Origin of the sequence: Rhodoferax ferrireducens, from assembly GCF_003347515.1 — a bacterium.
Taxonomy (GTDB): domain Bacteria; phylum Pseudomonadota; class Gammaproteobacteria; order Burkholderiales; family Burkholderiaceae_C; genus Rhodoferax.
On the sequence record NZ_QEII01000290.1, the window covers coordinates 183,658 to 202,550 of the forward strand.

Below are 18,893 nucleotides of genomic sequence, written 5' to 3' on the forward strand. Positions count from 1 at the left end.
GCCATGGCTGTCTATGCATGGCGTGGGCGTAACGCCCGTGGCGAGGCGGTCCAGGGCCAGCTGGACGCCATGAGCGAAGGCGGCGTGGCTGACCAGTTGATGTCGATTGGCGTGGCGCCTATTCACATCGCCATCGCGGTGGCGCCGGCTGAGGCCAACGCTGACAACTGGCTGGCGCGATTGAACCGCAAGCCACTGGTGCTGGAAGATATTCTGGTGTTTTCGCGCCAGATGTACACGCTCAATAAAGCGGGCGTCCCCATTTTGCGGGCTTTTGCGGGTCTGCAGGCCTCGGCCACCAAGCCCGCCATGGTGGAGTTGTTGAAAGACATTCGCTCAAGCCTGGACCAGGGGCGCGAGTTGTCGGCGGCCATGGCGCGCCATATTGACGTGTTCGGCGCCTTCTATATCTCCATGATCAAGGTGGGCGAAATGACCGGCCGGCTCACCGAAGTGTTCTTGCGCCTGAACGAGCACATGGAGTTTGAGCGCGATGTGCGCGAGCGCATCAAGCAGGCCATGCGCTACCCGATTTTTGTGATGATCGCCATGGCCATCGCGGTGGTGATTCTCAATATTTTCGTGATCCCCGTGTTCGCCAAAGTATTTGCCGGCTTCAATTCCGAGTTGCCCATCATTACCCGCGGGCTGCTGGCGTTCTCAAGTTGGATGCTGGCCTGGTGGCCCTTGCTGATCGCTGGTGTCATTGGGGCGACCGTGGTGATACGCGGTTATTTGCGTACCCCCCAGGGGCGTTATCGCTGGGACGCCCGCAAACTCAAGTTGCCCATCGTGGGCGATATTGTCTTGAAAGCCACCCTGGCCCGCTTTGCCCGCAGCTTTGCCCTGTCCAGCCAAAGTGGTGTCCCGCTGGTGCAAGCGCTGACCGTGGTGGCGCAAACCGTGGACAACGCCTTTATTGGCAGCCGCATCGAGCAAATGCGCGACGGCATTGAACGCGGCGAAAGCATCTCGCGCTGCGCCGCCGCCACCGGCGTGTTCACGCCCGTGGTGTTGCAAATGATTTCGGTGGGTGAAGAAACTGGCGAGCTCGATTCGCTGCTGTTTGAAATTGCCGACATGTACGAACGCGAAACCGACTACAGCATCAAGGGCCTGTCGGCTGCCATCGAGCCCATTTTGCTGGCCTTGATTGGCGTGCTGGTGCTGCTGCTGGCGCTGGGGGTTTTCCTGCCCTTGTGGAACCTGGGCCAGGCCGCCATGGGCAAAGGCGGCTAGCGGTGGCCATCGATCGGACGGCCCCCCAGCAAGCGCCGCTGTGGAGCGTCCGCATGCTGGAGTGGTCACTGCTGGCGGCGGTGCTGGTGGTGCTGGTCTTGTTATTTGCCCGGCACGTGCGAGTGATAAAAGGGCAGGGCGAACTGGCGGCGGTCAGGTCAACGCTGGGCGCCTTGCGCACGGCCTTGGTGATCGGTCATTTGAAAAAAAATGTGGTGATTGAGAGTTCATCTGTAGCATCGACGCAACGCAACCCGTTCGACTTGCTTCAGCGTCACCCGGCGAATTATGTGGGTGAGATGACCCCGGCTCAGGCTGTGGCGGCCCCGGCTGGCAGCTGGGTATTCGACCCGGTTTGCGCCTGCGTTGGCTACCTGCCGATGGACCCCCAATGGTTCGACAGCCCCAGTGGCGGCGCCATGGCCTGGTATCAATTGCAGGGTGCGCCGGGGCCCTTGCAACTGGTTGCCAAAGAGGCTTATGTCTGGCAAGGTCTGGTGATGAACTAGCGCCCACAGGCTTAGTCCGACGTGCGCGGGTTTACACCTGTCTTGATTTGTATCATGTACTGAGTCCTCAACTTTATGCACAGCCAGAGATTGATGACCTAAAATTTGCTCGTTATCAACGTGTTCTTGGGGATTTTGGGTTTGGATCAATTCCTTGAATCACGATTATTTATTTTTACAAGGCGGACAAGATGAAACAAGTGCAACGTGGTTTTACTCTGATTGAGTTGGTGATGGTGATTGTGATTCTTGGTGTGCTGGCCGCCGTCGCGATTCCGAAGTTTGTTGATTTGAAGGGGGATGCCCAACAGGCAGCTATGACCGGGGTTGCCGGTGCTGCGGCTTCAGCGTCGGCAATCAACTATGGCGGCTGTGCGATTGCAACGGCTGCAAGTCAGCCGAACAAGTGCAAAGTAGTTAATTCCTGCGACTCCATTAAGAACGCAATGAGTGGCAGTGATTGGCCTGCGGGCTATAGCACCACTGGAGCAGGCTCCACAACGAACGGCACCGTCACGACTTGTACGTTGACCTTGGCCGGTTACACACCGTCGCCTGCGGTTACTTTTGATGTGGTGGCTGCCGGTAACTAACCCTTGACGCTGGTTTCTGTATAGCGTGAGGCCACTCACCCCTGTTGTTGGCGGCGTGACCGGTTATTAACAGTAAGGTACTAAACACGCGAGGGTTTCATCATGAACCCTCGCGTTTTTTTGTTTTTGCCCATTCGCCCCTAAGTATTGTCTGGAAGTCGGGTTAACGTGCTTTTATACGTCAAATACGCCTCTAGCCCACGTAGATATTGCGTAGATAGCTACTAAATATATAGCGTACAATAATTTGACAGCCATGACAGTTCATCGCCGCGACTATGACGTGATGCTTGGGCAGCCATGCCGGAGTCCGCATCAGCGTGGCTTTACGCTGATTGAACTGATCATGGTGATCGTTTTGCTGGGGGTGCTGGCCGTGTTTGCCGCCCCGCGAATATTCAACAGCGATGATTTCAATGCTCGGGGTTTTCACGACGAGACGCTCTCTTTGTTGCGTTACGCCCAGAAAACGGCTATTGCACAGCGGCGTACGGTGTGCGTCAATTTGAATGCGACCGGCGTGACCATGACCATGGATACGAACACCCCACCCGACGGAGGCTGCGATGCCGCACCCACTTTGCCCAACACGCCGCGGGGCGGCAGCGGGCTCGCCGGCTCTGTCGTGGCGTTTCAATTTAGGCCTTTGGGCAGCACCAATCAATCTACTGCGGTCACCATCACCATACTCAACAGCAACGGCATCACGGTAGAGGCGGAGACCGGGTATGTCCATGACTAAGTCACGTCAACGCGGCTTCACGCTGATCGAACTCATCATTTTTATCGTGGTGGTCTCGGTCGGCCTGGTCGGGATTCTCAAGGTGATGGACGTCACAGTCAAATCCAGTGCCGATCCCATGGTGCGCAAGCAGACGATTGCCATTGCCGAGTCTCTTTTGGAGGAGATTTTGCTCAAGGACTATGCCAATCCTACAGGGGGTGACACCGGAACCGTTCGCGCCTTGTTTGACGACGTTGATCAGTACGCTGGCTACATCACTACAGGCATCAAAGACCCGCTGGGCGTTGATGTCCCCAGTTTGAGTAGCTACAACATTTCCCCGGCAGTTACAGTGGGAACGACCACACTAGGCGGTTTGACCGTCAAGATAATTACCGTATCGGTCACGGGTCCGCAGGGCATGATCAGCCTGACGGGCTACCGTGGAAACTACTAGCCATGCGCTGTACCAAAACCGCTTCCCGATGCCAAAGTGGGTTTACCCTGGTTGAGTTGATCATGGTGATCGTCATCATGGGGGTCATCGGCGGCATCGTGTCGGTGTTTATGAAAAGCCCCATTGATGCTTACTTCGCCAGTGCCCGCCGCGCCGCTTTGACTGACGTGGCCGACACTGCAGTGCGCCGTATCGCACGCGATATTCGCAAAGCCTTGCCCAACAGCATTGGCACCTCCGTTGACAAGAAATGTATAGAGTTCATCCCCACCAAGACGGGCGGGCGCTATCGGGCCGAAGAGACCATCGCTGGTGACGGGAGCAGTCTCGCCTTTGGCACCGCCGATACCACTTTCAATTTGTTTGGCAGCAACGATGATCCGCTGCCTGCGGACCAGCGAATTGCTGTAAACGACGTGATTGCGGTGTCCAATTTTGGCTTTGGTGTGGCAGATGCCTATGCGGGCAGCAATACAGCGCTGATATCCGGTGTGTCGAACGCCCCGGAGACCGTCATTACCATCGCAAGCACGACGTTTGACGTTGCGTTGGCCTCGCCCAACTACCGATTTCAGGTCATTCCCGCGAACGAAAAAGTGGTTGCGTTTGTTTGCAGCGGAAACAACTTGTACCGGGTCGCGAGCACTACGCTTGCCCATGTCTGCCCCGTAACGGTGGCATCGACCGATCCCATCCTGGCCCGCAACGTTACCTCTGCTGAATGCAGTTTCGACTACAGCGGCTCAAACCTGCAGCGCAACGCTCTCGTCAGCATGAAGATACAGATGACGGACAGTGGTGAGACGGTCAGCCTGCAGCACGAGGTTCATGTGAACAACACGCCATGAGCTACGCCCGGTTTCGCCCCCAGCAAGGCTTTGCCGCCATAGCTGCCATTTTTCTGGTCGTTGTGTTGGCCGCTTTGGGTGGTTTTATGCTGACGTTTTCCAATACCCAGCAACTCACCTCCACGCAGGATGTGCAAGGAACACGTGCCTTTTGGGCGGCGCGGGTCGGGCTGGAGTGGGGTGTAGCTGGGGTTTTTGCTCAACCAGCCGCCACGGCCAACTGTGTGTCTGCCAGTCAGACTTTGCCTGGTGGTGTGGCAACTTTCGATGGTGGTTTTACGGTGGTTGTTTCATGCTCTCGACAGATTTTTGTCGAGGGTGGTGTGGATCGAAAGATTTTCCAGTTCACCTCAGTGGCGTCGTCTGCAGGAGGCGTTGGGACCGTGGGGTTTGTGGAGCGCAGCATGTCTGCGTCCGTGGAGCGATGAATCCATGCCCTCGAATCGCAGATTGGAAGATTCCATGAATACTATTTTTGCCACATGCTTTAACCGTGGGTTTCTTTCGCGCAGCCATGAGGCATGGCCAATGCTCAGGCGCATGTTCTTGGTTGTACTTGCGTTGGTGGGCTTGTTTGGGTTTGCCGAAATGGCCCAAGCTGCCAGAACAATTAACTCGGTCACCCTTGACGGCGCCTCCAGCACCACGGTTGCACCTGGTGCCACTATTTCCGTTTTGGTCAATGTCACGACCGATTCAAGCGGTGGCAGTAACCCCACACGGTGGCGCAGTACCGGCTGGCGCATTTCAACCACCGGGCCCGGCACGTTGACTTGCGAAAACCACGCCAATCATGATTCTTCGGGAGCATACAACGAGACCTTTGACATTGCCGCGCCCAGCACGCCAGGAACCTACAACGCCTATTTCGTTGCCTATGGCAACGACAGCTGCAGCTCGGGCGCGAGTTCGACGACCGTTTTGGCCAGTAGTGTCATCGTCGTGGCACCGCTGGTTATTAACTCGGTGACGCTAAATGGTATCGCTAGCGTTACAGTGGGCACTGGCGAGGCCATCACGGCAGTGGTCGACGCCACGACCAATTCCAGTATGGCGGGATACCAGTGGAGATCCACCGGCTGGCGCATCTCCAATAGCGCGCCAGGTGCCATGATCTGCGTGGACCATGCCAACCACGACACGGCCGGAACCTTTAGCGAAACCTTTAGCATCACGGCGCCGGCCACCTCTGGCACCTACAACGCGTATTTCATAGCCTATAACGACAATAGTTGCGGTGCCGGAGCCAGTTCTACCGAGCTGATGAGTGGCGCCGTCACTATCCTGTCGCTCACCGAGTTCAATTCTTCCGGTGGAACCACTGCTACCAATGGTTTGCACTTCTACCTGGAGGACACGACCAAGATCCAGGTTCGGCGGCTCAACAATACCGGGCAGGTCTATGCACCCGGGTCCATACCACCCAGCAACAGTCTGGACAATGGGGTTTTTATCCGCGCCAATGGACTGGTTTACGGCCCCAGCCACACGGTGACTACGTTCAACCCCAGTGGTGGCATGTACAACTTCTATTCCATCACGCCGGCATCGCCCGCCAATCCGTCGTCAATTGGCGTCCAGCAGACCGCCACAGGCACCTTTGGCATTACCGCAGGCCCCCAAGTCTCGGTGCTGTGGAAGTACACCACTCCGCTGGATTTTTTGATCGCCGAGGTGACGCTCACGATTCCTACCGGGTATGCGGTCAGCGCGGCCAATCCAGTGCGCTACTACCATGTGTTCGACACCTACCTGGGTGGCAGCGACAGTGGCTGCGGTGTTTCATTTCTCGACGGTGGCAAACGCGTTATTGGTACCTATCCACCGGCGTCCGGCACTTGCACATCCAGTACTAGCATCCCGGCGGGCGTGTCGGTGGTGGAGTCATTTCGGGAGCGCAGCGGTCAGGCGTTTTCGAACTACTGTGCCGCAGGCTGGGCTAGTTTTTTCAACACCGGCTCACCCAATTGTTCGGTTCAGCAGTCTGCCGTGATGAGCAATACGGTGGTTACAAGCTACCAGGACACCGGCATTGGCGTGGAGTTGGATTTCACTGCACCGGGTACCTACACCTTCAGCTACGACTTTGTGATCGGTTCGCCCAATGTGCCGCCCTACGACCACCTGGAGATTCGGCATGACGGTGCTGGCACCCTGTGTCCTGACACCGTCACGGTGCTGGCTTGCACGTCTTCGGCGGTGCCGTGTCCAGCGCTTAGCATCGTCAATACCGGCACTTTGACCGGCGCAGTCACTACAACTCCGGCTGCACCCGCTATCACCAAGACGCCGGCCACTTTTACACTGGGCACCAGCAATTCGACCCAGGGCGTCGTATTGCAAGCGGCTGGGGCTGGCCCCGTCACTCTGGGCACCAGCGGCCTGAGCGCGATCCCCGTGAACGGCACCAAATGCTGGAACACGACGACCTTGATCGAAAGCTGCACTTTGACCTTTGCCAACACACCGTGCGTCGGTGGTTACGAGTGTCTGGAAATCGGGGCAACGTATAAGAATTTGGTCACAACGCCCACTGACCGCAACCCTCTCTACACCAAGCTGAGCGGAACCAACTTCAAGTTTGATGTGGTCGCCTTGCAAAGCGGTGGCGCACAGGCCTCCACATACACTGCCGCTGCCAATGTGACGGTGGAACTGTTTGCTGACAGCGCGTCACCAGCGCCCAACTGCAGCGCCTACACCAGCCCGATTGCCACCCAGTCCATCACCTTTGCTGCAGGTGACTCCGGGCGGAAGACGCTGAGTACAAACTTTAACCTGGCCAATGCCTATGGCAAGGTGCGCTGCCGTGTGAGCGATGCCAATCTGTCACCCACGATTTATGGATGCTCGTCGGATGATTTTGCCGTTAGGCCCCAGCAGCTGACGGTGACCGCACCGACCATGAACAATGGAACCCTCGCCGGTGACCCCAAGGCCGCAGCGGGAACCTCCTTCACGATGGATGCGGCGGCCGGGGTTACTGCCGGCTACACGGGCACCCCCGCGCTGGACACCAGCAAGGTCCAGGACCATGCCAGCGTGGCCATTGCTGCGAGCACGCTGTCAGGGTCGTTCTCCGCGGGTGCCGGTACCAAGGCTAGCGGAGCCGCGTTCAAGTATCTGGATGTGGGCAATATCAAGTTTCTGGCCGATGCGGTGGTTGACAGTGGTTTTACCAGCGTGGACCAAACGAACGATTGTGTTGCGGGCAGTACATCGAATACGCTGTCTGGCGGCAAGTACGGGTGCAACATCGGGAGTGCTGCGTCCGCCACAATGGGTCGCTGGTACCCCAGTCACTACTCTTTCACAGGCAGCTTGACACCCGCTTGTGTGGCAGGCAGTTTTACCTATATGGACAATGATGCCCTGGGCGTGGCGCTGACCTTGAAAGCGCATGCATCCAGCGGGGGCGTTGCGTCTGCAACAGATCCGGTTACCAGTCGCTACACCACGGGATACACCAATCTTGCCGCAGTCACCATCAGTGGCGACAACAACGGAGCGGCCGTGGCCGTGGCGCGACTCGGCAGCCCCTCATTCCCCGCCATGCCCAATACCGCTTTGTGGACGTCAGGCCTGTGGATGCTCAATGACACCTATCAGTTCTCCAAGCTCGCTGCGCTTGACGGGCCCTATGAATTGTTCAAGCTCAAAGCGGCCATTAACGACCCGGACCTGAGCGCTTTGATAGGTGCGGCGATAGCGCAGGAAACTGGCACGACGCGGGTACGCTCCGGTCGAGTACGCATGCAGAACGCTTATGGTTCAGAGCTTTTGGACTTGCCGGTAGTATTTCGAACCGAATACTTGGCAGCCCTTCCCAACGACTGGCGAATTAATAGCGCGGACTCTTGCACGGCTTCAACCTTGACCTTTGCCGCCGTCGGCACGGATATCACCGCCAATACTTGTGTCTGGGATGATCCCGCCAGTCCTGCCAGCGGCAAGGCCTGTGTTTCGGCGCCTGCGATCGCAAACCGTAAGTATCTGGAAACCGGAGTGACGGGTACTGACAGCAGCGGAGTTGCTGGATTTGCGGGCAATTTCAATCTCTGGCTCAAAGCACCTGGCACCGGGCACGCAGGTTCCATAGACATCACGGCAAACGTTCCGGCTTGGCTGCAAGGTGCCACGGGGAACCCCAAGGCGCGCGCCACTTTTGGCGTGTACAAAAGTCCTTTAATCTATCGTCGGGAAAACTATTGAACATGTTGCACTTTTGTGGGCTATTCGACAATAAGCGCCATCCATTTTATTGTTGCCCCGATTGCGTCACCAGCTATTAAAATTAGAGCAAATTTGTGCTGCATATAAGTCTTCTCCATGATTGAAATCCTGACCCCCATTGACTTGTCCTTGTCACGAGAGATCGTTTGACCATGCGCTGGCCCTGGATACGTCAAGGCTCGAACGAACAGCTGGTGGTGTCGTGGTCACGGCAAACGCTTGTCTATGTGCTCGCGCGCTCAGGCGCCGGTGGCGTGCATCAGGTCCTCAAATTTGGTGTGGAGCGCCAGGGGGCTGACAGCATGGAAGACTTTGTCCGCCGGCTGCACGCCTTGGGGCTCAAGGGTTATGAAGCCCGCGTCATGTTGCGGCCAGAGCAATACCAGTGGCTGCAGATTGATGCACCGGCAGTGGCGCCTGATGAATTGCGTTCGGCCGCCCGTTACCAGATCAGGGAAATGCTGGAGTCGCATGTGGACGACGTCACGCTGGACGTCATGCGGGTCGGCGATGGTCAGCAAAAAGGGACTGGCCATCTCTTTGTGGTGGCGGCGACCAATGCGGTGTTGCGCGGGGTGCTGGACCTGGGTGACGCGATGAACTGGACGGTGTCCGTGATTGACGTTCAGGAAACCGCACAGCGCAACCTCCAGAGCGCATTGGCGACGCGTGATGGCGGCGCGGACCGCGCCAACGCGGCTTTGGTGTTGGTGGACGGGCAGCAGGCGGTGTTGACCATCGCTGCCAACGACGAGTTGTTTTATACGCGGCGGTTTGAACTGCCCGAAGGATTTTTGGCGGCGTCCTGGGGGCATGGCGACGATGCAGCTGCGGCGGCGGCCAATGCCTTCACGCCCGTGGACGAATACGTGCCCGACTACAGCGTGGGTGGCGTTTCCTATGGCAATGACTACACGGGTACATCCGCTGCCCAGCCCGCATCGCCGGCCGGCGGCTCAATGGATGATGACAAGGCGCAGCGCTTGCTGGTGGAGGTGCAGCGTTCGCTGGATGTGTGGGATCGGTCCTGGTCCAGCATGCCGCTCAACGGCATGCGCGTCTACGCCGGCGAGCGCAGTGAGGAGTTGTCAAAATGGCTAGGCACGCAGCTGGGGCAGACGGTTGCGCCGCTGGATGTCAATGCCTTGTTTCCAGGGTTCGAGGGCGGGGCGGTGGCTGATCAGGCACAGTGTCTGCCTTTGCTGGGCGTTCTGATGCGGACCGAGAGCCGCAAGCTCTGAATTCACTCTCTTAATAGCCGTACGCCCCTGCCACCATGTCTCAGCAAATCAACCTCTGCGCTCCGATTCTGTTAACGCAGAAACGTTATTTTTCGGCCCAAACCATGGTGCAGGCTCTGGCCGTTTTTGTGGTTTTGGGTGGCGGCTTGTGCGCCTATTGGGTGTGGAGCCTGAATGTTGCCAGTGAAGGGTTCAAGACAACGCTGGCAACGCAATCGCGCGAGCTTGAAAGCCTGCAATCAGCCATAGCGCAAGGCAAGGCGGGTGCGGCACCCGTGGATGCGTCCCTGACGCAGGACCTTCAGCGCCGTCAAGCAGAGTTGCTGCAGCGTGAAGCGCTGCGGGATGCGTTGCAGCGTGGCCTATCCCGGCCGGGCTGGGGTCATGCGGCCCGGCTGCAACTGGTGGCCCAGAGTATTCCTTCCCAAGTGTGGGTGACGGAGGTGAAAGCCGATGAATCCCAACTGGACGTCAGCGGCTTTACCCTTGAGCCCTCCGCGCTCAACGACTGGGTGCTCAAACTTGCCACAAGCCCTCTCCTCAAAGGGCAAAAATTGTCAACGGTCAAGGTCGAGAATGCCAGTGTGGCCTTGATAAAAACCGTGAACGGCGCGACAGTGCCGGCCGTGCCAGCGGCGTCGTCCACCGTGGCCGCCACGCCGCGTCCCATGTGGTCTTTTAATCTGATGAGTGAATTGGGCAAGCCTTTGGCACCGGCCTCAATGGGGGGCAAGCCATGAAACGTTGGTGGGAAACGCAGTCTGCGCGCATCAATGCCTTGAGCATGCGCGAGCGCGTGTTTTTGTTCTTGTCCGTCATCGCCTGCTGCATGGCCTTGGCCGATGTGTTGTGGCTGTCACCGGCGCAAATGGCGCATAAACAATTGACGCAGCGTTTCGAAAAACAAAGCGCTGAGTTGCAGCGTGCGCGCAATGAGCTGAAAACCGTCGCCACGCCGGTGGATACCAACAAGGCGGTGCGCGATGAAATCGCTGCCGTCAAAACCCGTGTGGACAGCGTGAACCAGAACATCAAGGACGTGTTGCCCACTACAGCGCAGACCACGCCTCTCGCGCAGGTGCTTGCGCATTTGTTGCAGCGGCATGCTGGATTGACATTGGTGCGTACCGCCACCATGCCTCCCGAGGCAGGCGTCGGCCCAACCGCTGGGACGGCGGCCACGGCGGCGCCCGTGGGTCTCACGCGCCAGGGCGTGGAGTTAACCGTGTCGGGGCCCTATTCCGATTTAACGCAATACGTGCAGACGCTTGAGAAGGCGCTGCCGCATGTGCGTTGGGGCGCCATGAAACTTAAAAGTGAAAAGTTGCCTCCTGAGCTGACGCTGCAATTGTTTTTGGTCGGGGTGCAGCCATGATGCATTTTTTTAACTCTGCCATGACCAGGTCGTCGCCGCTCGGCTGGCTCATGGGCCTCTTCCTGTTTCTCTCGTTCAACCAGGTTGACGCACAGGGCCTGCGCGATCCGACGAAGCCTCCGGCCGAGGCTGGGCCTGCCAGCACCGCAACGGGTGAGAGATCGTTGAGCATTGAGCCTGGCGCCATGACCATCATCGTGCGCGATGGCCGCCCCTATTTGGCGGTGGGTACGCGTCTGTATGCCCGGGGAGAAAAGCTGGGTCAGGCCCGTATTGAACGCGTCAGTGAAACAGAAGTGTGGTTGCGCGAAGGTGGCGTGTTGCGCAAAGTGTCCCAGTTTCCCGGCGTCCAGCGTCGCACGGTGACTCCGCTTGCCGCGATGCCTGTCTGCAAAGCCAGGTCCTCCAAAACATCGTCCCCCGCCGCTCCTTGCGCCGACGTTCAACCGTGATGTCTATCTCAATGACCCGAAAAGCCCCCGCCATGATCGACATTTTTCAACCCATACAAGGGGGCCGTGTAGCGCGGACGCGCCCGTGCGCAATCACCGCCTTGTGTTGTGCGATGGGCCTTGGCATGCTCGCGGGCTGTGCCGCTGATCGGCCGCTGCGCACGCCTGATGTGGGGGCGGCCGTTCGAGCCGATTTGCCACCGGCCGCGATGCCCAAACCGGTTGCCGTGCCGTCGCGCATCAGCGACGCACTGGCCGAGCCGGCGCCGCCTGTGGTGCCTTTGTTGCCCGAGCCCAAGTTGGATTTGCTGGTGAACAATGCTCAGGCACGCGAGGTGTTTTTGGCGATTGTGGCTGACACGCGCTACAGCATGCTGATGCACCCGGATGTGTCGGGCACGCTGTCGGTGACCCTGCGCGGGGTGACGGTGGCCGAAGCGCTGGAGGCCATTCGCGATGTCTATGGTTACGACTACAAGATGGAAGGTCGACGCATCATCATCTATGCGCCGACGCTACAGACCCGCATTTTCACGATCAATTATCCGACCTCCCAGCGTACGGGCAACAGTGAGTTGCGAGTCTCATCGGGTGCAGCGATCCAGTCCAACCCATCAGGCGGCGCTACGTCGGGCACGGGCTCGCCCGCATCGGGGGGCAGTCAGCAGCCAGAGGGCAGCCGGGTCTCAACCACGTCCAAATCTGATTTCTGGACCGAACTTGCGGGGGCCGCGCGCAGTCTGATTGGCAGCGGCGAGGGTCGCAGTGTCACGTCCAGCCCGCAGGCCGGCATCATGGCGGTGCGAGCCATGCCCGAAGAATTGCGACAGGTCGACAAATTTCTCAAAGCAGCGCAGATTGCCGTAGAGCGCCAGGTGATGCTGGAAGCCAAGGTGGTGGAGGTTGAGCTGCGCGACGGTTACCAAAGCGGTATCGATTGGTCGGCGCTGAAAAATGGGGGAGGCGCAACGGGCTCGATGGGCGTGCTCAGCGGCAACACGACCAGCAATACCTTGGTCGGCGGCGTTCAGACCAACCTGCCTGGCTTCTCTGCCAGTACCGCATCCTTGCTGGCCGATGGTGTCTCGCTCCCGGGGGCCGGCGCCGGCTTGTTCGGACTGGCATTTGCCAGGGACGGCTTTCAGGCCGTGCTGGGCTTTCTGGAAACCCAGGGCGATGTGCAAATTCTCTCAAGCCCGCGCATCGCCACCCTGAACAACCAGAAAGCGGTGCTCAAAGTGGGCGCGGAAGACTTTTTTGTGACCGGTGTCACCAGCGGTACCACGACCACGTCCAGCACGAATTCGAATAACGGGACAACGCTGCCCACACTCACGCTGACCCAGTTCTTTTCCGGCATTTCGCTGGACGTCACGCCGCAGATTGACGAGGGCAGAAATATCATGCTGCACGTTCATCCCTCGGTTACGGCCGTGACGGAAAAGAACAAACAAATCGATCTTGGCAGCGCCGGCAATTTCCGTTTGCCGCTGGCGTCGAGCAGCGTGAATGAGACCGATACGCTGGTGCGGGTTCAGGATGGCAATATCGTGGCCATCGGTGGCTTGATGCAAATTGAATCCAATCGCCGGTCTTCCGGTTTGCCGGGGACCAGTGATGTTCCGGTGTTCTCCACCCTCTTTGGCAACCGTGCCAACACCGGGCGGAAAAAAGAAGTGGTGGTGCTGATCAAGCCCACCATCATCCGCACGGAGCAGGACTGGGAAGCGCAAACCCGGCGCACCCGCGCGGCGCTGGATGATATGGATACGACCCGCGCGCGCGTGATTCGCATGGACGGCACCGTGGAAGACGCCAAACCCAAAAGCCCCGTGAAGTGATGTATTCGCGCCATTTTTCCCTGCGGGAGGCGCCGTTCTCGATCACGCCGGACAGCGCTTTTTTCTACCCCCATGAAGGCGCGCAGGCCGCGCTCAACATGTTGTTGGTCGCGCTGCGCAGTGGCGAAGGGTTTCTTAAAATTGTGGGTGAGGTCGGGTGCGGCAAAACGGTGCTGTGCCGTCAACTGCTGAAAATCCTGCAAGGCGAATGTGTCACGGCCTATATCCCCAATCCGGACATGGGGCCGGACGATCTGCTGATGGCCCTGATCCATGAGCTGGGGGTTGAGGTCGCGCCGCCGCTGAACCGCCACAAGGTTCTCAACGCCTTGCGTGACTGCCTGCTGCGCCATGCCGAGGCGGGGCGTCGCGTGGTGGTGTGCATAGACGAGGCGCAGGCGATACCCGTTCGCACGGTGGAGAGTCTTCGCCTGCTGTCGAATCTGGAGACTGAAAAGCAGAAGTTGCTGCAACTCGTTTTGCTGGGGCAACCCGAGCTTGACGAGAAGCTGGCGCGCCCTGAGATTCGCCAGTTGTTGCAACGTATCACCTTCAGTGAATACCTGGGGCCCATGATGGCCGACCGGGTGCCGGCCTATCTGGCGCATCGCCTGGCGACAGCGGCCATCAGCGACGCCACCGATACCCGCGTGTTTGAGGCCAATGCCGCGCGGGAAATCGCCCGCTTCAGCCGGGGTGTGCCGCGGCTGGTGAATGTGTTGGCAAACAAGTGTTTGATGCTGGCGTATGGGGAGAACGAACATCGCGTGAACGTGCGCCATGTGCGCCTGGCCGCGGCCGATACGCCGGGCGTGTGGGTACCGGTGTCGTGGTGGGTGTCGTCCTGGTTGCGCTGCAAGGGCCTCTGGCGCGACAGGAGGTCACGCGTCACCAAGGCTACGGCATCGGTCAAACCGTTCAAAGATGATTTTTCCGGAGAGTCGCCGTGAGCGTGATCAACAAGATGTTGCGTGACCTGGACAGCCGGCAGGGCGCTGGCGCGATCCCGGCTCAGGCCCTTGAGTCGCGAAGAGGCCTGGCCAGCGGGACGGTGATTGTGAATGATCCAGACCGAACCGGGCGCAGACCTGTTTCGCGGCGTCTCGCGGTCGCATTTGCCGCGTCGATCACCTTGTTGGGTGCCGTGTTGGCGGGCTGGTGGTACTTGGATCAACACGAATTTCTGCAGCGCAAAGCGGATCAGGCGGCCCCTGTACCGACACCGGCAGTGACCGTACCGGTGAGCGCGGTCGTGCCGGTGGTCGTACCTGTTGTTGCCGCCAGTGCAGTGCCTGCCCTTGTCGCACCCGTTGAGGCGCCGCAAACGGCGGTGATAGTCGCGGCGCCGGTTGTCCAAAAGGCGCGGGTGTTGGAGCCGGCCGCGGCCCCAGCGGATATGTCGCTGAAGATGGACAACACCTTCAAGGGCTTGCCAAGCCCTGCCACGCCCTCCCGAACGGGTGCAGCCAGCACGGCGCAAGCGGTGCCAGAGCGTTTGCCGACGGAGCGGCCGCGCAATGAACGGACCGTGACCTCGACCACGCCAGCGGTCGCCGTGGACCTTCCTCCAAGCCCGCAGCGCAGGTCGCCTGCGCTGGAAGCATTGGCCCAGGCGCAGAGTCTCTGGAGCGCGGGCTCCCGCGAAGCTGGCATGGAACTGCTTCGCGACGCGCTGGCCGCGGCCGAGCGGGAAAATCGTAGCGGCACGTCAACAGGCAGCAATTCGGTGCTGGCCTCTCTGGCCCGTGAACTGGCGCGAATGGAGCTGGCAGAGGGGCGGGTGAGCCACGCCTTGGAGATGCTCACCCGACTGGAGCCTGCGTTATCTGGATTTGCCGATGTCTGGGCGATTCGGGGCAATGCCGCGCAGCGCCTTGGGCGCCATGAGGAGTCAGCGGCGGCGTATTTGATGGCTTTGAAGCTTCGACCGGATGAGCCACGCTGGATGTTGGGTGCCGCCGTATCGCTTGCCGCACAGGGGAAAACTGCCAATGCGGCCGAGTGGGCAGAGAAGGCCCGTAGCGGTGGTGTGCTCAGTCCTGAAGTGGCGACCTATCTGCGCCAGTTGGGTGTTCCATTGCGTGAGCGCTGAGTCCTATACTTTGACAGGCTTGCGTACCGTCCATGCTCAAACGTATCAGCGTTAATCAACTCGTCCTCGGGATGCACCTCAAGGAGTTTTGTGGCTCCTGGATGGAGCATCCGTTTTGGCGGACGGCTTTTGTTCTGACTGATCCCAAAGATATTGAAGCGATCCTGAGCAGCAGCATCAAAGAGGTTTGGATCGACTGCGACAAGGGCGTGGATGTCGCTCCTGGCGAATCAGCAGTGTCCGAGGCTGAATCTGAAGCCCAGGTGGAGGCCGCGTTAAGGCAGGTGGTCGACGCGCAGCGGCAAATTGCACCGGTTCCCGCTGCCCTTGAAATTGAACGCGCCACCCGAATCTGCCTGCAGGCCAAGCAGGCGGTGGTCTCCATGTTTGAAGAAGCGCGTATGGGCAACACTGTCGACGTGGACGGCGCGAAGCTGCTGGTTGAGGAAATAGCCGATTCGGTGGCTCGCAACCCCGGCGCGATCATCAGTCTGGCTCGTCTCAAAACGGTGGACGACTACACCTACATGCATTCGGTGGCGGTGTGCGCCCTGATGGTGGCATTGGCCAGGCAACTGGGTTTGGATGATGCGCAGACGCGATCCGCCGGCCTGGCCGGCCTGTTGCACGATCTGGGCAAAGCAGTCATGCCGATGGCGGTGCTCAACAAGCCGGGCAAACTCACGGAGGCCGAGTTCACTGTCATCAAGAGCCACCCGGTGGAGGGGCACAAGATGCTGCTGGGCGGCATCAATGTCGATCCCATGGCGCTGGACGTCTGTCTGCATCACCACGAAAAAACGGATGGTTCCGGCTACCCGAAAGGCCTGAAGGGTGATGAGATCAGTCTTTTTGCCAAGATGGGCGCGGTGTGTGATGTGTATGACGCCATCACTTCGAATCGCCCCTACAAGGCCGGCTGGGATCCGGCCGAGTCTTTGCGCAAAATGGCCGAGTGGACGCGCGGTCATTTCGACCCCACGGTTTTTCAGGCGTTTGTGAAGAGCATCGGCATTTACCCTGTGGGCTCGCTGGTGCGTCTGAGCTCCGGACGGATTGGGGTCGTGGTGGAGCAAACGGCCAAGTCCTTGACGACGCCCTGCGTCAAGGTTTTTTACTCCACCAAATCGAATATTCGCATCGTGCCGCAAGTCATCGATCTGTCCAGTCCCGACATCAACGACAAGATAGCCACCCGTGAAGATCCGGCCCAGTGGCATTTCCTTGATCTGAACGAGCTGTGGTCAGGTCTGCCCGGTGCACACTGGTGAATTGCAATTTCAACGTTTCTGATACTGGGTCTTGCCGAACAGAATGTCGCGCTCCTTGTCGCCGGTGAGGGGCTGGCGCAGCTCGGCCAGCACGGCAACGCCGCGCTTCACGGCGGGTCGGTCCGCGATTTTGTCGAACCAGGCCTTGAGCTGCGGGTAGTCAGCCCAGTCAATGCCCTGGTTCTTCCAGCTGCGCAGCCAGGGGAAGATGGCGATGTCGGCAATCGAATAACTGTTGCCGGCGATGTAGCGGTGTTGGGTCAGCTGCCGGTTCATCACGCCGTAAAGACGCTTGGCCTCATTGGTGTAGCGGTTCACCGCATACCCGATCTTCTCTGGCGCGTACATGCGGAAATGATGGGCCTGGCCCAGCATAGGGCCGACGCCGCCCATCTGGAACATGAGCCATTGCAGCACTTCGAACTTCTGCCGGTCGCTCTTGGGCAGGAACTTGCCGGTCTTGGCGGCCAGGTACAAGAGGATGGCGCCGGATTCAAACAAGGCGATGGGTTTGCCATCCGGACCCTGCGGGTCAGTCAATGCCGGAATCTTGTTGTTCGGGCTGATCTGCAGGAACTCCGGCTTGAACTGGTCACCCGCGCCAATGTTGATGGGGACGGCTTGCCAGTCATGCCCCAGCCGCAGGCCGCACTCTTCCAGCATGATATGAACCTTGTGCCCGTTGGGGGTGGGCCAGGAGTAGACCTTGATCATAAATCTAGCAGCCGCGCGTGATGGGCATCTCGATCGGCTTGGGATTGAGCGCGTACTTGCCCAGTTCCATTTTGGCAATGGAGTTGCGGTGCACCTCGTCCGGACCATCGGCAAAACGCAGGGTGCGTGCACAGGCATAGCTGTAGGCCAGCGGAAAATCATCGCACATACCGCCACCGCCATGCACTTGTATCGCCCAGTCGATGACCTGGCAGGCCATGCTGGGCGCCACCACCTTGATCATGGCGATCTCGTTTTTGGCAAATTTGTTGCCGGCCATGTCCATCATCCAGGCCGCCTTGAGGGTCAGCAGCCGGGCCATGTCGATGTTGCAGCGGGCCTCGGCGATGCGCTCCTGGGTCACGGTCTGCGAGGCGATGGTCTTGCCAAAAGCCACCCGTGACGAGGCGCGTTTGCACATCAATTCCAGGGCGCGTTCCGCCAGACCGATCAGGCGCATGCAGTGGTGGATGCGGCCTGGGCCAAGCCGTCCTTGCGCGATCTCGAAGCCGCGGCCTTCGCCGAGCAGGATGTTGGAAGCGGGCACGCGGACGTTTTCAAACAGCACCTCCATGTGGCCATGCGGCGCGTCGTCATAACCCATCACATTGAGCGCGCGCACCACGGTGATGCCGGGCGTGTTGGCCGGCACCAGCACCATGCTTTGCTGCGAATGGCGCGGTGCATCCGGGTTGGTCTTGCCCATGGTGATGTAGATGGCGCAACGCGGGTCGCCCGCGCCGGAGGTCCACCACTTGCGGCCGTTGATGACGTAGTCGTCGCCCTGGCGCTCGATGCGGGTTTCGATATTGGTGGCGTCACTGGACGCGACATCGGGTTCGGTCATGGCAAAGGACGAGCGGATCTTGCCTTCGAGCAGGGGTTTGAGCCAGCGCGCCTTGTTTTCCTCGGAGCCGTAGCGGGCAATGGTTTCCATGTTGCCGGTGTCGGGCGCCGAGCAGTTGAACACTTCGCTGGACCACATCACGCGGCCCATGATTTCGGCCAGCGGCGCGTATTCCTGATTGGTCAGGCCGGCACCGGTATAGCCGGAGGCGGCGGCACTGTCCACCGGCAAAAACAGGTTCCACAAGCCCGCGGCCTGTGCCTTGGGTTTGAGGTTTTCGATGGTCTGCAATGGTGTCCAGCGTTTGCCAGCCACGGTGTTGGCCGCGATCTCGGCGTGATAGGCGCCCTCGGCGGGGTAAATGTAGTCATCCATGAAGGCCTGTAATTTGCCTTGGAGTTCTTTTGTTTTGGGTGAGTAGTCAAAGTCCATGGGGTCTCCGGTTGTGTCGGTTGAA

Annotated in this window: 18 protein-coding genes; 16 read left to right on the plus strand and 2 right to left on the minus strand. The window is 59.3% G+C overall.

Annotation, left to right across the window (positions count from 1 at the left end):
* Positions 1-3: 3 nt before the first annotated feature.
* The 16 genes from C5P05_RS18440 (at position 4) to C5P05_RS18515 (ending at position 16,875) form a co-directional block, all read left to right on the plus strand.
* Positions 4-1,239 carry a type II secretion system F family protein gene (locus tag C5P05_RS18440; RefSeq protein ID WP_114971280.1) on the plus strand — a complete coding sequence of 412 codons (1,236 nt, stop codon included), beginning with the start codon at positions 4-6 and terminating at the stop codon, positions 1,237-1,239.
* A 53-nt stretch (positions 1,240-1,292) separates the two neighbouring features.
* The gene (locus C5P05_RS18445; RefSeq protein WP_114971281.1) at positions 1,293-1,748 is read left to right on the plus strand and encodes a hypothetical protein; all 456 of its coding nucleotides are present in this window, start codon (positions 1,293-1,295) and stop codon (positions 1,746-1,748) included.
* Positions 1,749-1,939: 191 nt separating this feature from the next.
* Complete coding sequence (locus C5P05_RS34995) at positions 1,940-2,341, plus strand: pilin (protein ID WP_114971282.1); 402 nt, start codon at positions 1,940-1,942, stop codon at positions 2,339-2,341.
* A 256-nt stretch (positions 2,342-2,597) separates the two neighbouring features.
* Positions 2,598-3,083: a pilus assembly FimT family protein gene (locus C5P05_RS35000; RefSeq protein ID WP_114971283.1), complete on the plus strand. Its 486-nt coding sequence runs from the start codon at positions 2,598-2,600 to the stop codon at positions 3,081-3,083.
* Positions 3,076-3,522 (plus strand): type IV pilus modification PilV family protein, encoded by a 447-nt coding sequence (locus C5P05_RS18460; protein ID WP_198674775.1) that lies wholly within the window; start codon positions 3,076-3,078, stop codon positions 3,520-3,522. The genes C5P05_RS35000 and C5P05_RS18460 overlap by 8 nt, the downstream gene beginning before the upstream one ends.
* 2 nt (positions 3,523-3,524) lie before the next feature.
* Positions 3,525-4,370, plus strand: a complete 846-nt coding sequence (locus C5P05_RS18465) for a PulJ/GspJ family protein (RefSeq protein ID WP_114971285.1) — start codon at positions 3,525-3,527, stop codon at positions 4,368-4,370.
* Entirely contained in the window at positions 4,367-4,798 is a 432-nt protein-coding gene (locus C5P05_RS18470) for a hypothetical protein (protein WP_114971286.1), read from the plus strand. The genes C5P05_RS18465 and C5P05_RS18470 overlap by 4 nt, the downstream gene beginning before the upstream one ends.
* 34 nt (positions 4,799-4,832) lie before the next feature.
* The gene (locus C5P05_RS18475) at positions 4,833-8,582 is read left to right on the plus strand and encodes a DUF6701 domain-containing protein (RefSeq protein ID WP_198674776.1); all 3,750 of its coding nucleotides are present in this window, start codon (positions 4,833-4,835) and stop codon (positions 8,580-8,582) included.
* A 167-nt stretch (positions 8,583-8,749) separates the two neighbouring features.
* Positions 8,750-9,844 carry a hypothetical protein gene (locus C5P05_RS18480; protein WP_157979382.1) on the plus strand — a complete coding sequence of 365 codons (1,095 nt, stop codon included), beginning with the start codon at positions 8,750-8,752 and terminating at the stop codon, positions 9,842-9,844.
* Between the two features lie 35 nt (positions 9,845-9,879).
* Positions 9,880-10,584, plus strand: a complete 705-nt coding sequence (locus tag C5P05_RS18485; protein ID WP_114971289.1) for a PilN domain-containing protein — start codon at positions 9,880-9,882, stop codon at positions 10,582-10,584.
* Positions 10,581-11,219 (plus strand): hypothetical protein, encoded by a 639-nt coding sequence (locus C5P05_RS18490; protein WP_114971290.1) that lies wholly within the window; start codon positions 10,581-10,583, stop codon positions 11,217-11,219. The genes C5P05_RS18485 and C5P05_RS18490 overlap by 4 nt, the downstream gene beginning before the upstream one ends.
* Positions 11,216-11,671, plus strand: a complete 456-nt coding sequence (locus C5P05_RS18495) for a hypothetical protein (protein ID WP_114971291.1) — start codon at positions 11,216-11,218, stop codon at positions 11,669-11,671. Before C5P05_RS18490 ends, C5P05_RS18495 begins: the two co-directional genes overlap by 4 nt.
* 113 nt (positions 11,672-11,784) lie before the next feature.
* Entirely contained in the window at positions 11,785-13,512 is a 1,728-nt protein-coding gene (locus C5P05_RS18500; protein WP_198674777.1) for a secretin N-terminal domain-containing protein, read from the plus strand.
* On the plus strand, positions 13,512-14,462 hold the full coding sequence (locus tag C5P05_RS18505; protein ID WP_114971293.1) for an ExeA family protein: 951 nt from the start codon (positions 13,512-13,514) through the stop codon (positions 14,460-14,462). The genes C5P05_RS18500 and C5P05_RS18505 overlap by 1 nt, the downstream gene beginning before the upstream one ends.
* Positions 14,459-15,604: a tetratricopeptide repeat protein gene (locus C5P05_RS18510; RefSeq protein WP_114971294.1), complete on the plus strand. Its 1,146-nt coding sequence runs from the start codon at positions 14,459-14,461 to the stop codon at positions 15,602-15,604. Before C5P05_RS18505 ends, C5P05_RS18510 begins: the two co-directional genes overlap by 4 nt.
* A 32-nt stretch (positions 15,605-15,636) precedes the next feature.
* Complete coding sequence (locus tag C5P05_RS18515; RefSeq protein ID WP_114971295.1) at positions 15,637-16,875, plus strand: HD-GYP domain-containing protein; 1,239 nt, start codon at positions 15,637-15,639, stop codon at positions 16,873-16,875.
* 9 nt (positions 16,876-16,884) lie between these two features.
* Here the strand turns inward: C5P05_RS18515 and C5P05_RS18520 are convergent, their stop codons facing one another.
* Complete coding sequence (locus tag C5P05_RS18520; protein WP_114971296.1) at positions 16,885-17,589, minus strand: glutathione binding-like protein; 705 nt, start codon at positions 17,587-17,589, stop codon at positions 16,885-16,887.
* A gap of 4 nt (positions 17,590-17,593) precedes the next feature.
* On the minus strand, positions 17,594-18,868 hold the full coding sequence (locus C5P05_RS18525) for an acyl-CoA dehydrogenase family protein (RefSeq protein WP_114971297.1): 1,275 nt from the start codon (positions 18,866-18,868) through the stop codon (positions 17,594-17,596).
* Between the last annotated feature and the right edge of the window lie 25 nt (positions 18,869-18,893).

Bases quoted from the DNA above. Each gene is read 5' to 3' on its own strand.
- C5P05_RS18440 (WP_114971280.1), top strand. From the start codon at position 4: ATGGCTGTCTATGCATGGCGTGGGCGTAACGCCCGTGGCGAGGCGGTC.
- C5P05_RS18445 (WP_114971281.1), top strand. From the start codon at position 1,293: ATGCTGGAGTGGTCACTGCTGGCGGCGGTGCTGGTGGTGCTGGTCTTG.
- C5P05_RS34995 (WP_114971282.1), top strand. From the start codon at position 1,940: ATGAAACAAGTGCAACGTGGTTTTACTCTGATTGAGTTGGTGATGGTG.
- C5P05_RS35000 (WP_114971283.1), top strand. From the start codon at position 2,598: ATGACAGTTCATCGCCGCGACTATGACGTGATGCTTGGGCAGCCATGC.
- C5P05_RS18460 (WP_198674775.1), top strand. From the start codon at position 3,076: ATGACTAAGTCACGTCAACGCGGCTTCACGCTGATCGAACTCATCATT.
- C5P05_RS18465 (WP_114971285.1), top strand. From the start codon at position 3,525: ATGCGCTGTACCAAAACCGCTTCCCGATGCCAAAGTGGGTTTACCCTG.
- C5P05_RS18470 (WP_114971286.1), top strand. From the start codon at position 4,367: ATGAGCTACGCCCGGTTTCGCCCCCAGCAAGGCTTTGCCGCCATAGCT.
- C5P05_RS18475 (WP_198674776.1), top strand. From the start codon at position 4,833: ATGAATACTATTTTTGCCACATGCTTTAACCGTGGGTTTCTTTCGCGC.
- C5P05_RS18485 (WP_114971289.1), top strand. From the start codon at position 9,880: ATGTCTCAGCAAATCAACCTCTGCGCTCCGATTCTGTTAACGCAGAAA.
- C5P05_RS18490 (WP_114971290.1), top strand. From the start codon at position 10,581: ATGAAACGTTGGTGGGAAACGCAGTCTGCGCGCATCAATGCCTTGAGC.
- C5P05_RS18495 (WP_114971291.1), top strand. From the start codon at position 11,216: ATGATGCATTTTTTTAACTCTGCCATGACCAGGTCGTCGCCGCTCGGC.
- C5P05_RS18500 (WP_198674777.1), top strand. From the start codon at position 11,785: ATGGGCCTTGGCATGCTCGCGGGCTGTGCCGCTGATCGGCCGCTGCGC.
- C5P05_RS18505 (WP_114971293.1), top strand. From the start codon at position 13,512: ATGTATTCGCGCCATTTTTCCCTGCGGGAGGCGCCGTTCTCGATCACG.
- C5P05_RS18515 (WP_114971295.1), top strand. From the start codon at position 15,637: ATGCTCAAACGTATCAGCGTTAATCAACTCGTCCTCGGGATGCACCTC.
- C5P05_RS18520 (WP_114971296.1), bottom strand. From the start codon at position 17,589: ATGATCAAGGTCTACTCCTGGCCCACCCCCAACGGGCACAAGGTTCAT.
- C5P05_RS18525 (WP_114971297.1), bottom strand. From the start codon at position 18,868: ATGGACTTTGACTACTCACCCAAAACAAAAGAACTCCAAGGCAAATTA.